This window comes from Sphingobacteruim zhuxiongii, assembly GCF_009557615.1.
Taxonomy (GTDB): Bacteria; Bacteroidota; Bacteroidia; order Sphingobacteriales; family Sphingobacteriaceae; genus Sphingobacterium; species Sphingobacterium zhuxiongii.
The window spans coordinates 3,126,677-3,142,360 of sequence record NZ_CP045652.1; the positions used below are offsets into that span (position 1 = coordinate 3,126,677).

Annotated in this window: 11 protein-coding genes and 1 pseudogene; 3 read left to right on the forward strand and 9 right to left on the reverse strand. The window is 38.5% G+C overall.

All coding sequences use genetic code 11. The features are described 5' to 3' along the window. Positions 1-14 precede the first annotated feature (14 nt). From GFH32_RS13190 to ettA, 9 genes are all read right to left on the reverse strand, one after another. Complete coding sequence (locus tag GFH32_RS13190) at positions 15-1,121, reverse strand: efflux RND transporter periplasmic adaptor subunit (RefSeq protein ID WP_153512035.1); 1,107 nt, start codon at positions 1,119-1,121, stop codon at positions 15-17. 110 nt (positions 1,122-1,231) lie between these two features. Continuing rightward, a complete protein-coding gene (locus tag GFH32_RS13195; protein ID WP_153512036.1) occupies positions 1,232-1,597 on the reverse strand; it encodes a hypothetical protein in 366 nt (121 codons plus the stop codon). Positions 1,598-1,669: 72 nt separating this feature from the next. Then, positions 1,670-1,849 (reverse strand): cbb3-type cytochrome oxidase assembly protein CcoS, encoded by a 180-nt coding sequence (ccoS, locus tag GFH32_RS13200; RefSeq protein WP_153512037.1) that lies wholly within the window; start codon positions 1,847-1,849, stop codon positions 1,670-1,672. A gap of 10 nt (positions 1,850-1,859) precedes the next feature. Next, a complete protein-coding gene (locus GFH32_RS13205; protein ID WP_153513088.1) occupies positions 1,860-4,256 on the reverse strand; it encodes a heavy metal translocating P-type ATPase in 2,397 nt (798 codons plus the stop codon). Positions 4,257-4,266: 10 nt separating this feature from the next. Next, positions 4,267-5,631 carry an oxygen-independent coproporphyrinogen III oxidase gene (hemN, locus tag GFH32_RS13210; protein WP_153512038.1) on the reverse strand — a complete coding sequence of 455 codons (1,365 nt, stop codon included), beginning with the start codon at positions 5,629-5,631 and terminating at the stop codon, positions 4,267-4,269. A gap of 1 nt (position 5,632) precedes the next feature. Then, positions 5,633-6,052 carry a Rossmann-fold NAD(P)-binding domain-containing protein gene (locus GFH32_RS13215; protein ID WP_153512039.1) on the reverse strand — a complete coding sequence of 140 codons (420 nt, stop codon included), beginning with the start codon at positions 6,050-6,052 and terminating at the stop codon, positions 5,633-5,635. Positions 6,053-6,615: 563 nt separating this feature from the next. Continuing rightward, the gene (locus tag GFH32_RS13220; RefSeq protein WP_153512040.1) at positions 6,616-7,674 is read right to left on the reverse strand and encodes a response regulator; all 1,059 of its coding nucleotides are present in this window, start codon (positions 7,672-7,674) and stop codon (positions 6,616-6,618) included. Beyond that, positions 7,674-8,861, reverse strand: a complete 1,188-nt coding sequence (locus GFH32_RS13225; protein WP_153512041.1) for a PAS domain-containing sensor histidine kinase — start codon at positions 8,859-8,861, stop codon at positions 7,674-7,676. The genes GFH32_RS13220 and GFH32_RS13225 overlap by 1 nt, the downstream gene beginning before the upstream one ends. 10 nt (positions 8,862-8,871) lie before the next feature. Continuing rightward, the gene (gene ettA / locus GFH32_RS13230) at positions 8,872-10,554 is read right to left on the reverse strand and encodes an energy-dependent translational throttle protein EttA (protein WP_153512042.1); all 1,683 of its coding nucleotides are present in this window, start codon (positions 10,552-10,554) and stop codon (positions 8,872-8,874) included. Positions 10,555-10,735: 181 nt separating this feature from the next. Here ettA and GFH32_RS13235 point away from each other — a divergent pair, with 181 nt between their 5' ends. The 3 genes and pseudogenes from GFH32_RS13235 to GFH32_RS13245 all read left to right on the forward strand — a co-directional run bounded on the left by GFH32_RS13235 (position 10,736) and on the right by GFH32_RS13245 (position 15,651). Continuing rightward, entirely contained in the window at positions 10,736-13,300 is a 2,565-nt protein-coding gene (locus tag GFH32_RS13235) for an ATP-dependent Clp protease ATP-binding subunit (protein ID WP_153512043.1), read from the forward strand. A gap of 136 nt (positions 13,301-13,436) precedes the next feature. Next, positions 13,437-14,957 (forward strand): annotated as a pseudogene (locus GFH32_RS13240) (IS1182 family transposase); the annotation flags it as partial. A gap of 283 nt (positions 14,958-15,240) precedes the next feature. Next, positions 15,241-15,651, forward strand: coding sequence for a hypothetical protein (locus GFH32_RS13245; RefSeq protein ID WP_153512044.1), 411 nt, complete (start codon positions 15,241-15,243; stop codon positions 15,649-15,651). The last annotated feature ends 33 nt before the right edge of the window (positions 15,652-15,684 follow it).

Sequence of the window (15,684 nt, forward strand, 5' to 3'; positions counted from 1 at the left end):
ATAGCCTTCCTCTCTTAGTTATTTACCATTTTTGGTTTAACGATCATTCCATCACGCAATGAGTTTACCCCTTCGAATACAATCTTCGAATCCTTCGGTAAACCATCCTCGACTACATAGTAATGTCCGACACGTTGTCCATTTTGGAAAGGCGTCATTTTTACGGTATCCCCTTTAAGAGTATATACATAGGCCTTATCTTGAATCTCTACGACAGACTTTTGATGCACCATCAATAGATTTCCAGTTTGCGTTGGTACGCCGATTCTGCCCGTTGCACCGTGTTTTAAGATTCCATTCGGATTAGGGAACTTCGCACGAAGCGATATAGACCCTGTGCTCGCTTCAAATTCTGATTCAACAATTTCGGCTTGTCCTCGGTGTGGATAAAGCTGTCCGTCGGCTAAAATCAATTGCACTTCTTTATTAAAATGTGCTCCTTGCGATTCTGGCGCAGTCACAATCGATAGATACTCAGGTTCGGAGATATCGAAATAAACATTGACGTTTTGTAAATCTGAGATGGATGTAATTAATGATCCTTCTTCCAAAAGAGATCCTTCTCTTAATAGAATACGGTCAATTTTTCCTTCAAATGGCGCACGGATTTGCGTATTTGCCAACTTTGTGCGGTTCTGATTTAACACAGCCTCTGCCTCTTTTACCTTCGAATGCGCTGCACGTAGTTGAACTCGTAGCAAATCATACTCTGTTCCGCTGACAATATTTTTATCAACCAACTTTTTGGTTCTTTCCATTTCTAATTCCACTTTCTTCACTTCCGCTTCAGCACTGTTAAGAGCAGCTTGCGCTTGCGCAAAGTCAGCTTTGTATTCATCATCGTTCAACGAGAATAGAACTTGGCCTTTGCGTACATGGGCACCCTCGTCTACATAGATTTTGTTTAAGAATCCAGTAAGTCTAGATCGCAATTCGACATTTTTTTGAGATTGAATGTCGGCGATATATTCTTTATAAATTATGGTATCCATGTGGATTAAGTTGGTAACAGGTACTACCTTAGGTTGTGCGGTAGATACTTTTTCATTACTGTTCGCTGTACAAGAAGCAGCAAGCAATGCCCAGCCCAGAATAGGGAGCAGCATACGATTATTTTTCATAGCAATTTTAAAATGTGGGTATATAAATAAAATAGAATACAAACAAGATTTAGGCGTAGACCGAAAGGCACACCTTATTAAAAAAACTCTAATTTGAGTTTATACGGGAATTAGAATGGGCGGTATCTATACAAAAAGCTATAATAGCCAGGGAGGCATAGCGTTTTAGATAGATAAGATGGATGTTCTTGTTCTTTGACGGGATTTAGTATTCTGGACAATAGCCATGTAAAAATCATGACTAAGGGCAGTAAGCCAATCAATAAGGCGAATATTCGATATTCGTCAAAGATAATTTCAGGAAGAGATTCGGGTAATTCAGAATGGTTGATATTTAAAACTTCACCTAATACAACTTCAACGAAGGTTTCATTGGACTCTTTCGGAGTGAGACCAAAGTAGTCACTTTGCTTGACCTCATAACATAAGATATTGAGGTAACCAAATAAAGCCAAGAAGTGAAGTATTCTGAACATATTTCGCAAAGGTAACGAACCTAGGAGGAGCAGTTGTACTTGGATTGTAAAAAAGCTGTGATAGAAAGGGTTTTAAGCCTTCTTTTCTGTCATCTCTGTGTCCTTATCGGTTAATTCGTCGTCAAATAAGATTCGAACGGACGGCGTATAGGTATCCTCATGTTGTCCATTTTTAGCAGCCCAAAAGAATGCTCCTAAGAAGAACAGTGCGATAATAACGCTACAACCGATCAACATGAATATAATGTCCATAGGTACAAATTTAAATTAATTTTCTTCGCTTTGCATAAGCACGGGTCATCAAACTTGTGAAGGATATAATTGTCACGGTGCTAATAGGCATCAAAATAGCTGCAAATAATGGTGACATCGTTCCTTGAACGGCAAAACTTAATCCGATACTATTGTAAGCAAGGGATATCATAAAGCTCATTTTAATAACTTTTACTGCATCCTTACTGAACTGAAAGAATTTCGGCAGTTTATCAAATGAAGCCCCATCCAAAATTGCATCGCAACCTGGTGAGAAATTATTGATATCATCAGAAACAGCAATTCCCAAATCTGCTTTTCTGAGCGCCCCAGCGTCATTCAGACCATCCCCAAGCATACAAATTTTTTGTTTTTCCTTTTGCCAACCGTCAATCTTATTTAATTTATCGGATGGCGTCTGGTTAAACAATAGGCATGCCTGTGGCGGGAATATTAAACTTAATGCATCCGCGCGTCGTTCATTATCGCCCGAGAGTAGATGTAGTTGGTAATGGTCAGTATTAAGCTTATTAATTACATCTGACAAACCATTTCTCCAAGATTGTTCAAGCGTAAACAAGCCCTTTACTTTACCATTAACACTAATGTAAACGATAGAGCCTTCAAACTCTTTCTTTTCTGTACCTACAAAAGAAGCGGAACCGACTTTCATTTCCCAGTCCTGATAAGTCGCTGACTGCCCCTTTCCTATTATTTCTTGATAGTTTGAAATTGGAAGAATAGTCATTTCGCCCAACCACTTATTGATTTCTCTACTTAATGGGTGATTAGAATTTCGACAGATGGAATAGAGCAGGCTTTTTTCTTGTGTAGACAGCTCCCCTTCGAAATACATACTAGACGCATTCGGAGAAGAAATTGTACCAGTTTTATCGAATACGATGGTGTCAATCGCTGCCATTTGTTCAATCGCCGCTGTATTTTTTATATACAGTTTATTCTTATCAAAAATACTGAGGGCTGCCGATAACGTGAATGGAGAACTTAGTGCTAATGCGCAAGGACAAGCAATAATCAATACGGCAGTAAATGCAGCCCAAGCTTTTTCAGCATTTCCTGTGATACCCCAAAACAAAGCTGCAACGATTGCAATTAGTAGAAGGGCAATCGTAAAGTATTTACTGATGAATCCAATAAAAGTTTCAAATTTCTTTTCTACTTGTTTGAAACTTTCATTGTTCCATAACTTGGTCAAATAACTTTGTGAAACAGCTTTAACGACTTCTAATTCGATTGCCTCTCCAATTTGTCGGCCACCTGCATAGACCACTTCGCCTAACACTTTCTCTACGGGATTACTTTCGCCCGTTACAAAACTAAAATCTACAGCCGCCTTCCCTTTTAATAAAATAGCGTCAGCAGGGATGATTTCATTATTACGCACCATTATTCGATCGCCGACTTTCAAATCTGCAATCTGTGTGGGTTTAGTTGAGTCATTCTCTAACACGGTTACCGCAACAGGGAAATACGAACGGTAGTCACGTTCGAACGAAATATGATGATAAGTTCTTTGTTGAACCCACTTTCCAATTAAAATAAAGAACACCAAGCTGCATAACGTATCCATAAATCCGGGGCCTGTTTGCGTTATAATTTCAAATGCTGAGCGGAAGAACAGTACGAAAATCCCTAACGCAAGTGGAACATCAAGGTTCAAGCGTTTTTGTTTAAGGCTATACCATGCTGATGTAAAATAATCAGCAGCAGAATACAGCAGTACTGGTAAACCAAACGCAAGGTTCATGTACCCGAAAAAACTAGTGTATTGTTGTTCAAATTGTGCCATTCCGAAATATTCCGGAAAAGAAATCATCATTGAGTTCCCGAAACAGAATCCTGCAACAGTTATCTTGGCAACTAACTTATTTTGATTGATTTTCTTACTTTCCTTAATGACATCTTGGAGCGTAATTTTAGGATCGTAACCTATCTGATGAAGCAATTCTACCAATCCACGAAGTGAGATTTCATTTTTCAGGAAGGAAATACTTGCTTGTTTTTTCATGAAATCTACTTGAGAAGACTTCACTCCAGAATTCAGCTTATATAAATTCTCTAGTAGCCAAATACAAGAAGAACAATGTATGGCAGGAACATAGAAGGTAATAATCGCCATATTATCGTCTTGATAATCGACCAATTTCGCGATAATATTAGGTTCGTCGAGGTAAGCGAGGTCTTCTTTTTGAGCGCGCTGTGATTTTCCAGGATGGGTATTATAACGATAATAGCTAGCTAGGTTATTTTCATTTAAGATTTGAAAAACTGTTTGACAACCCAGACAACAGAAGCTATGCTGATCTAATATATAGGAAGTATCTTCAATCTTGTCACCACAATGGTAACAATTGGTATCCAGCTTAATTTCATTTCCTAATTCCATGATTTCACGACTAAATTGCTTGGCTGAAAAGGTTTTCCCTTTCTTGAGTTTCATGTAATCTCAAGTCAAAAGCCATACATACATTTCTAAGGAAAGATTTTCCTATTGTTGTAATCTCTACTTTATTATTGGTTATGGTTACTAAGCCATCTTCAACCATAGGTTGTAATCGCTTAATGATACGTTCATTTTCGTTTACCGAATCTTTAAATATCACCTTTCCTTTACACATCATATCCAAGATATATTGACGAATATGCGTATCCAGCTCTGTTAGCAAGTGTCCTTTGACGACCGGTAATTTACCTTCTGCAATTAATGCATTATACTCCTCCACTGTTTTCACATTCTGAGCAAATGCTGTCCAAGCGTCGCTTATCGATGAAACTCCCAATCCAATGAGTAAAGGAGTATATCGATCTGCATATCCCATAAAGTTACGATGTAATCCACCACTTTTTGCAGCTAAATATAAGGCATCGTCAACTTTAGCAAAATGATCCATACCGACATCTTTGTAACCTGCTTGTTGTATCATTTCTTTCCCCAGTCTATACAAATTTAGCTTATCTTCTCCTACAGGTAAATCATGCTCGGTAAATCTCCGTTGTCCGGGCTTTATCCACGGCACATGGGCGTAACTATAGAAGGATATTCGATCTGGATTTAGTCGAAGTGAATGTTCTATAGTCATTTTCACCGACTCCGCTGTTTGTAGCGGTAAACCATATATCAAGTCGAAATTAATTGAATCATATCCTATTTCACGAGCATCTTTCATCACTCTATCGACATCTTCAACAGTTTGATGGCGATTAATAATAAATTGGACGCGTTCATCAAAATCCTGAATTCCAAGACTAAGGCGCTTAAATCCTAAATCGTATAATGTTTTTAAATGTTCGAAAGTGGTATTTGCTGGATGGGCCTCAAATGAGAATGAAGCTTCCGCCGCTCTTTTGTTACCAGCGAGTAGTCCATTGATTAAACGTCTCAAGTTCTCAGCCTTGAAAAAGGTCGGAGTTCCACCACCCAAATGGATTTCACTAATAAGAAGCTGTTCACTTCCTAGAATACGTTTGTACATATTCCATTCTTTGAGTAAAGATTCGATATAGGGTGTTTCTACACTATGATTTTTTGTGATACGTGTATTGCAACCACAATAGGTACAAAGGCTCTCACAATAGGGAAGATGAATATAGATACTTATACCGTTATGCTTTGAGTTTTTAAAATTCTGAGCGACATTGAATTTCCAATCATGTTCGGTGAAGACTTCATTTTCCCAGAAGGGTACTGTTGGATAACTTGTGTATCGAGGTGCAGCAACATTGTATTTGCTGATCAATTGATTTAACGCTGGATTTTCCATCTTAACTTTGTTTAGTCCTGTTTGCACAGTCCATTCTACATTGACACGCATCTCCTGCGCATCCGCCTACCATCCATTGTGTTAGATTTTGAATAGTTTGCTTAGCAATACTTTCCATTGAAGAGTCGAATGGGACATTCGCAACGTGCATTTTTAGCTCCCCTGCATATTCAAGATCAATATGATCGGTAGCTTTCGAGCGCGTTATAATACTTTTAACTCCCATTTTATACAATTCAAATAGCATTACGCGATCGAGTATATCACGTTCTGAAATTAATACAGCATCTTTTCCTGATGCGAAGTGAATTGTACTTAAATTGAGTTCATTTGAAATCAAAGTCAAATCATGCACTTTGGCATTGGCCTTCGCCAAGACTTCCTTTTCTTGATCTAATATATTGTATGCAATCACTCTCATTCCTAATTGTAGCTATTTAGCTCAAAGGTAGGCTTATTAGCAGCATGAACTAGTGAATGGCATCATGTAAAGAAGTGATATATATCACGAAACTAGGTATGGTGAGAATTGATGATATGATGGTACTAATTGTAGTAAAACAACTGAGCAAGCTGCCGATTTTGAGAAAAATAGCTTATAAATTAATTCACTAGCTATCAAACAAGTACAATGATTAACTGATTTATTATTTGAAGAAAAAGTAGTGCTAAATCTTGAACATTTTTTTAGTTTGATCTCAAATGTTTGCTGACAGCTACTCCCCTCGTTCTACTTAGAATTGTAACAAATCAGACCATATTAAGGTCTTATAAAATTGAAGAAATCATCGACGTATTTAGTTACCTATTAGAGAGATCTCCAGCGTCATAAAAGTTTAATTTGGTGAAGTTGTTTGCGGTATCATTTTAGAAAAAGAGCAGCCTGTGATTGATATACTGGTAATAAATAGAGTTTTCACAAAGGCTAGTAAACAAAGAAGCCCTAAATATTTAGGGCTTTTACTTTAGTATTTTATTTCTCAGTTACTGTTTGATATTTTTCAGCTTGGCTATCGAGTAGATTTTGATAGCGTTCCCTTCTTTTGTCAGAAGACGTTCGTCTTTAAAATCTGCTAACATTCTACTAATTGTCTCGTTTGCCGTTCCTGCCAAAGCTGCCAAATCATCTCTTGAAATCTTGATTGTCACCTCATCCATGTCGGCTTCAGATTTTTCAGCTACGTTAACTAATGCATTCGCAACGCGCTTTCTAACAGAATCATAAGCAAAACCTAGCATTTGTTCTTCTTTATCGCGAATATTCTGCGAAAGCAATTTAATAAGCTTGGTTGCAATTGCAGGTTTTTTATACATCAATTCAAAGAATGCATCTTTATGAATTAATGCGATTTCCGCGTCCTCTAGCGTTGCTGTATTATCGCCGTATTTGATATTCAACAATACAGATTCCAGTCCAAAAAACTGATCTTCAATAAAGATATTCGTTGATAATTCTCGACCATCTTTGTAGTTTAAAAAGCTTCTGACCTTTCCTTTTTTAATATAGTAAACATAAACAGGTGTATCGCCAGCTTCATAAATTGTTTGCTTTTTCTTTATTGACTTGACACGTCCATTACTTGCTAAATCTTGCAAAAGGTATGCTTGTTCCGCTTCATCTAATCTCAAGCTTTCCACACTTGGGGTAGCTTTAGCCTGCAGTTGTTGACGCTTTTTAAAGCGGCTTTCAATCGCATTCAACAATTCCATATCGTCAAAAGGCTTGGTTAAGTAGTCATCCGCGCCCATTTCCATTGCCTTTCTAAGATCAGCCTTTTCTGTTTTAGCCGTTAGAAAGATAAAAGGAATATGTTGTGTTTCTTCATGCTTTCCAAGCATATAAAGCACACCGTATCCATCTAATTCGGGCATCATGATATCACAAAGAATTAAATCAGGATGGTGTTTCATCGCCATCTCTACTCCGGTTTTTCCTTCTTCAGCGACAATGACCGTATATTCGCCTGTTAATTCTAAAATCTCTGCTGTACTCTCTCGGATATCACTATTATCCTCGATAATTAAGATTTTTCTTTTTTCCATTATAGTTGGGTAAAACTCATTTTAAAAATAGCACCTTGGTTAACTTCCGACCAATATTCCATTTCTCCTCCCATTAAGCCTACGTATCGCTTGACAATATTAAGTCCTAAACCAGTACCAGGAATATTCCCCGTATTATTAGCTCTAAAGAATGGTTCAAATAAATTCACTTGCTCTTCCGCCGGAATACCTATACCATTATCTTTGACGGTGACAATTAAATTATCATCATCAATTTCGGTACTGAATTCTATAAATGTATCCTCTCCAGAATACTTAATGGCATTGGAAACAAGATTGATTATACTATTCTTTAAGAGATTGGGATCCACATAAAAATTGGACGATTCGCCAGTATGTTGATAAACAATATGTTGATTTTTCTTACAAATCAACTGCATCTCTTCTGCAATCTCCTCGCCTAATTGAACAATGTTAGCCTCAGTTTTATTGACCACAACAACTCCAGCTTCTAATTTTTCTAACGATAGAAAATCATTTAGAATCGTATTGAGAAGCTGAACAGAGCCTTTGATTCGGGCAGTGTGTTTTTCAATTGGCGCATATTCTGATTTTTCAACATATCGATCGATAAGCGAAGCTGATAATTGCACGGAACTTAACGGTGTTCTAAATTCATGAGAAGCCATCGAAACAAAACGCGACTTCAATTGATTGAGTTCCTTTTCTTTTTCCAAAGAAACGCTTACGTCTGCCTTAGCGCGTTCCAATTCCGAAACGAGTTTAATCAGATCTTTTGTTCTTTCGCGAACTTTAATTTCTAACTCCAAAGCATGTCTTTTGAGCTCATCTTCAGCCTGCTTTTCCTTTGTTAAATCATGTACAACTCCAGTAAAAATCTTACCATTTTTATAAAAGACCTCACTTACAGATAGTCGGAAAGGAAATGTTGATCCATCTTTTTTCAAGCCACGTACTTCGCGCCCAATTCCGATAATCTTCTTATGTCCTGTCTGTTCGTAGGTTTCTATATAGCGATCATGACTGGAGCGATCAGGCTCTGGCATGAGCATCGAAATATTATTCCCAATAACTTCCTCGGCAGTATATCCAAATAACACTAAGGCAGCCGGATTTATACTCTCGACAATACCATGTGGGTCGATGGTTATAATGCCATCAATAGCATTTTCAATAATCGCTTCGAGTAATCTTGATGAGTCCAATTTTGAGGTACTATTTTACTAATTTCTTATATTTCACACGTTTTGGAGCAATATCTCCTAATCGTTTTTTACGATTCTCTTCGTATTCGGTATAATTCCCTTCAAAGAAGTATACTTGCGAATCGCCTTCGAAAGCAAGAATATGCGTACATATTCTGTTTAAAAACCAGCGATCGTGGGAGATTACAACAGCACATCCTCCGAAATTATCTAGACCTTCTTCTAACGCTCTCAATGTATTTACGTCAATATCATTGGTTGGCTCATCGAGCAATAGAACGTTGGAACCTTTTTTCAATGTAATTGCCAAGTGCACTCGATTTCTTTCTCCTCCAGAAAGTACAGCAATTTTCTTTTGCTGATCCCCTCCATTAAAGTTAAACTTCGAGACATAAGCTCTAGAATTGACTTGCTTATTTCCTAACAAGATGTTCTCATTTCCACCAGTTACATTTTCCCATACCGTTTTATTTGGATCTAGGTCGTCGTGCATTTGATCTACATAGCCCAAAACGACTGTTTCACCAACTCGGAATGTTCCCGTATCAGGTTGTTCTTGTCCCGTAATTAAACGAAATAAAGTTGTTTTACCGACACCATTGGGACCGATAATCCCTACGATACCTGCTGGAGGTAAAGAGAAACTTAAGTTTTCAAATAAAATACGGTCACCATAGGCTTTAGAAACATTATCTGCTTCGATTACGACATTACCTAACCTTGGTCCCGGAGGGATAAAGAGCTCTAACTTTTCTTCTCGTTCTTTCGTTTCTTCAGACGCTAGTTTCTCATAGTTATGTAAACGAGCTTTCGATTTGGCATGACGGGCTTTGGGAGCCATTTTCACCCATTCTAATTCTCGTTCTAAAGTCTTTTGACGTTTTGTTTCTTGTTTCTCTTCTTGTGCTAAACGTTTAGCTTTTTGATCTAACCAAGAAGAATAGTTGCCTTTCCAAGGAATACCTTCGCCTCGATCAAGCTCAAGAATCCATCCAGCAACATTATCTAAGAAATAACGGTCGTGCGTTACTGCAATTACGGTTCCTTTATATTGTTGCAAATGCTGTTCTAACCAATCAATGGACTCGGCGTCCAAGTGGTTAGTCGGCTCATCCAATAATAAAACATCCGGCTCTTGAAGTAATAGTCGACACAATGCCACTCTTCTTTTCTCTCCACCTGACAAATTGGCAATAAGCGCATCCGGTTCCGGACAACGCAATGCGTCCATGGCACGCTCCAATTTAGTATCTAATTCCCACGCATTTGTAGCGTCGATAATATCTTGTAATTCACCTTGTCTAGCCAATAACTTATCCATTTCATCGGCGTTCTCGTAAACCTCAGGCAAACCAAATTTTTCGTTGATTTCTTCATATTCTTGAAGAATTGCGGTTGTTTCTGCGACCCCTTCTTCAACGACCTGCTTTACAGTTTTTGAGGCGTCTAATTCGGGTTCTTGCGCAAGATATCCTACAGAATATCCTGGTGAGAAAACGACCTCACCTTGATAGGATTTATCAATACCAGCAATAATTTTCAGCAGGGAAGATTTACCAGAGCCGTTTAAACCAATGACTCCTATTTTCGCTCCATAGAAGAAGGATAAGTAGATATTTTTTAAGACTTGTTTAGATGGTGGGTGTATTTTATTGACCCCTGCCATCGAAAAGATGATTTTTTCGTCAGACATAATAGGAAATAAACTATTTACACAAAGATAATGGAAATACTGACAAATTGGTAGTTTTACGGCTATGGTCTAATTGTTGATAAATAATATCTATAACAAACGACTGTACCGTGTATTTTTATTACATTTATAATGTTTGTCTAACGAACGGTACATTCACTAATTGAGAAAGGTAATTTAAATGGAAGCAAAATTTTCACCCCGTGTAAAAGATGTCATTTCCTACAGTCGTGAGGAAGCGTTGCGCTTACGTCATGATTATATTGGGACGGAACACCTTTTACTCGGATTAATACGTGAGGGCGATGGGGTTGCGATCAAGATATTGAAGAATATCGGTATAGACATGGCGGCAGTTCGTCAGTCTGTGGAGGATGCTGTGAAGGGTTCTTCCGTTTCGCGTTCTCCAGTGAACAACAATATGCCCTTAACTAAGCAAGCCGAAAAGGTTTTAAAAATAACTTACTTAGAAGCTAAGATTTTCAAGAGTGATATCATCGGTACAGAGCATTTATTGCTTGCTATTTTACGCGATGAAGAGAATATTGCTTCACAAATCTTACAACAATATAAGGTTAGTTATAATACCTTCAAGTCTGAAGTTGAACAGAATGCTACAGGGATTACGGATGAGGCATCAAGCACTCCACCGAGTGGTGATGATGACTATGCAGATGAGGATTCTCAATTCTCATCGCCGAAAAAGGTTTCTGATATTAAGTCAAAAACCCCTGTTTTAGACAATTTTGGTCGCGATTTAACTAAAGCTGCGGAAGAAGGAAAACTAGACCCTATTGTTGGCCGTGAGAAAGAGATTGAGCGTGTATCACAAATTCTGTCGCGTAGAAAGAAAAACAACCCGATTCTAATTGGTGAACCCGGAGTTGGTAAGTCAGCGATTGCGGAAGGTTTAGCATTACGTATCATTCAACGTAAGGTTTCACGTGTATTGTTTAACAAGCGCGTTGTTACGTTAGATTTAGCATCTCTAGTTGCTGGCACTAAATACCGTGGTCAGTTTGAAGAGCGCATGAAGGCAGTAATGAACGAATTGGAGAAATCACCAGATGTTATTCTATTTATCGATGAGATTCATACGATTGTAGGTGCCGGTGGAGCTTCAGGTTCATTAGACGCATCTAATATGTTTAAACCAGCATTAGCTCGTGGAGAGATTCAGTGTATCGGTGCAACAACCTTAGATGAGTATCGTCAATATATTGAGAAAGATGGCGCCTTGGATCGTCGATTCCAAAAAGTAACGGTTGAACCTACAACATATGATGATACGATAGAAATCTTAAATCGTATCAAAGATAAGTATGAGGAACACCACAATGTTACTTATACTAATGAAGCTATCGAAGCCTGTGTAGCATTAACGACCCGTTATATTACAGATCGTTTTCTACCAGATAAAGCTATTGATGCGTTAGATGAGTCGGGATCTCGCGTTCACTTAAACAATATTCACGTTCCTCAAAGTATCATTGACATCGAGGAAAAGATTGAAGAGGTTAAGGTCGAGAAGAATAAAGTTGTTCGTAGTCAGAAATATGAAGAGGCTGCCAAACTTCGTGATACAGAGAAAAAACTGATTGAAGAGTTAGAGAAAGAAAAAGCGGTTTGGGAAGCGGAAACAAAAACTACACGCTATACGGTAACGGAAGATAACGTTGCAGAAGTGGTATCCATGATGACAGGTATCCCTGTTCAACGTGTTAGCCAATCTGACAGTCAAAAGCTATTGAATATGGGCGAATCCATGAAAGGCCGTATCATCGGTCAGGATGATGCCGTTCAAAAGCTCGTGAAAGCTATTCAACGTACACGTGCGGGATTAAAAGATCCTAAGAAACCGATTGGTTCTTTTATCTTCTTAGGTCCTACTGGTGTTGGTAAAACGGAACTAGCAAAAGAGCTTGCACGCTTTATGTTTGATTCCGAGGATGCATTGATTCAAATAGACATGAGCGAATACATGGAGAAATTCGCTGTATCTAGATTAGTCGGTGCGCCTCCAGGATATGTTGGATATGAAGAGGGTGGTCAATTAACTGAAAAAGTTCGCCGCAAACCATACGCTGTTGTATTATTGGATGAGATTGAAAAAGCTCACCCCGATGTATTCAACTTACTATTGCAAGTATTGGATGAAGGTCAACTGACAGACAGTCTTGGTCGCAAGGTTGACTTTAGAAATACAATTATTATCATGACTTCGAATATTGGCGCACGCCAGTTGAAAGAGTTTGGACAAGGGGTTGGATTTAATACAGCCGCAAAAGTAGATCAAGCTGATTCTCACTCTAGAGGAGTTATAGAAACTGCATTGAAACGTGCATTTGCTCCTGAGTTCTTAAACCGTGTTGATGATGTAATTGTCTTCAATTCATTAAACAAAGAGCACATCTTCAAGATTATTGACATTGAACTTAAATCATTGTTCACAAGAATTGAAGGTTTAGGACATACGATCTCACTTAGCGAAAAAGCGAAGAATTATATTGCTGAGAAAGGATATGATGCAAACTTTGGTGCTCGTCCATTAAAACGTGCTATTCAAAAGTATCTGGAAGACCCGATTGCTGAAGAGATTTTGAAAGGTGAGCTGAAGACAGGAGAAGCAATTCTCGTTGATTTTGATGAAGAAAAAAGTGAAATCACCGTTTCTCCAGCTAGCAAGAACGAGAACGATGATTCAAATTTAGCATCCGATGTTAAAGACAATAAAAAGAAAGATTAATATCATTTTTTTATAGAAAAAGGGGCTGTCTAAAAAGGTCTCTTAAAGAAAGAACCCCGTCATTAAAAAATGGCGGGGTTTTTCTGTTTTTTTGTCCTTAAGATTTTGTATCTTAAGGTGCACCCAAAAAAACAATATGGCAAACATACAATTCAAAGCGCTTCCATCCAATAGTCCGAGTCTATTTCCTGAGAATATTTTAGATCGTATTCCAATGAACCATCCGGTTCGGTTGGTGAGTCAGGTTGTTGATCAGTTGGATCTAGATCATATTATCCGTCAGTATAAAGGCGGAGGCACCACTAGTTTTCACCCTAGAATGCTCATTAAGGTGCTGTTCTACGCCTATTTAAGCAATATCTATTCTTGCCGAAAAATTGAGCGCGCCTTACAAGAGAATATCCATTTCATGTGGCTTTCGGGCAATAGCACACCTGATTATCGTACGATCAATTATTTCAGAGGAAAGCGTCTTAAAGGACAGATACAAGAGCTGTTTGCAAGTATCGTTCGTATGCTGCATGATATGGAGTATGTTAGCCTGAAAGTTCAATATGTTGATGGTACCAAGATCGAGTCGGTCGCTGGTCGTTATACGTTCGTTTGGAAGAAATCGGTCGAGAAGAATAAGGTAAAGTTAGAAGCAAACATTGCTTCGGTTCTTTCGGAAATCGAGGCTCAGATCGCCCAAGACCAATCTTCATTAGGGCATCAAGAAGTTAGCAAGGCCATTGATAGCAGTCGGTTGAAGGAAAAGATCGAAGCGATCAATGCCAAGTTCAAAGGAGCCAATAAATCTACTGATAAGCAGCTTAAGAAACTTGAAGAGGACTATTTGCCTCGACTAGAGAAATATGAAGAGCAACTGGAAGTACTGGGAGATCGCAATAGTTATAGCAAGACCGATACCGATGCTGTGTTTATGCGGATGAAAGAGGACCACATGAAGAATGGCCAGCTTAAGCCAGCCTATAATACCCAAATCAGCACCGAAGATCAGTTCATCACCCATTACAGCATCCATCAAACAACTGCCGACACCACAACCCTGCCGGAACATTTGGAAGGCTTTGAGTCCCATTACGGAAAACAAAGCGAACAGCTTGTAGCAGACGCCGGTTATGGTAGTGAACAGAACTATGAATTGATGGAAAAACAGGGCATAACTGCCTTTGTCAAGTACAATTACTTTCATGTGGAACAGAAGCGCAAGCATAAACAGGATCCTTTCTCGGTACAGAATCTGTATTACAACCAGCAAGATGACTATTATGTATGTCCGGCCGGACAGAAGCTCAGCTATATCGGTCATGCAACCAGAGTTAGTACCAATGGATATACTGCCCGGGTAAGCTGTTATCAGGCTCAGCGATGCGAAGGCTGCCCAATGCGCAGTGGGTGCCATAAAGCAAAAGGCAATCGTATTATTGAAGTGAACCACAGGCTTGATCAGCTCAAGGCTAAAGCCCGAAAAAGACTGCTATCAGAAGAGGGAATGTACCATCGAAGCAAGCGACCCATAGAAGTGGAAGCTGTTTTCGGTCAGATGAAAAGCAACAACAAGTTTACCCGGTTCACGATGAAAGGACTGGAGAAAGTCGCTGTAGAGTTCGGTTTGATGGCCATTGCTCATAACCTCAGAAAATGGGCAAAAAAGTGGGCAAACGATGTCTTGTTTCGAAATGGTTATAGCGATAAAACACTATATACGATAAAAATTGGAGTCAGGAGCGTTAAAACCACAAAATATAAACTTACTGCTTAAAACTCAAAAATGAAAACAGTAATGGAATCGCAAAAGCTATAAAACAGAAGAAGGTGCCTTTTTAGACACCTTCTTTTTAGTGGCAACATTTTTGCTAAATGCAGTTAAACTATTTAGGATATAGATTGTCTTAAACTTGAAAGGAACAGATTTTTAACAACATAATTTACCAAACATGAAAAAATTATTATTAGCATTTGCTATTGGAACCGCCTCTCTTGTAGGTTTCACTGGATGTACAAAAGAATATATCACCAACTATTTGCCAGGCATAAGTTATGTTGCTGAAGTAAACCCACAAAACTGGTCAAGAACCGGTAACGAGTTCGCTACAACCATTAACATGCCAGAGCTTGATGAGAAGTATTTTCAAGATGGGCATGTAGATATTTCAATTTCTTTCGATAGCAAACCAGAAGTTTATGAAAACATACCTTCTGAAATTGGAAACTATAAATACTCGGCTAACTATGGAGTTGGAAAAGTTAATATCTATGCGGTTTATATTGGATCTGGAGCGCCCGTTGCACCAGAAGGTAGCCTAGTAAAAATTGTACTTACCGACGCTGATAATGGCGATCAATAAGATATAAAAGCAATAAGAAAATAAAAAAAGGAG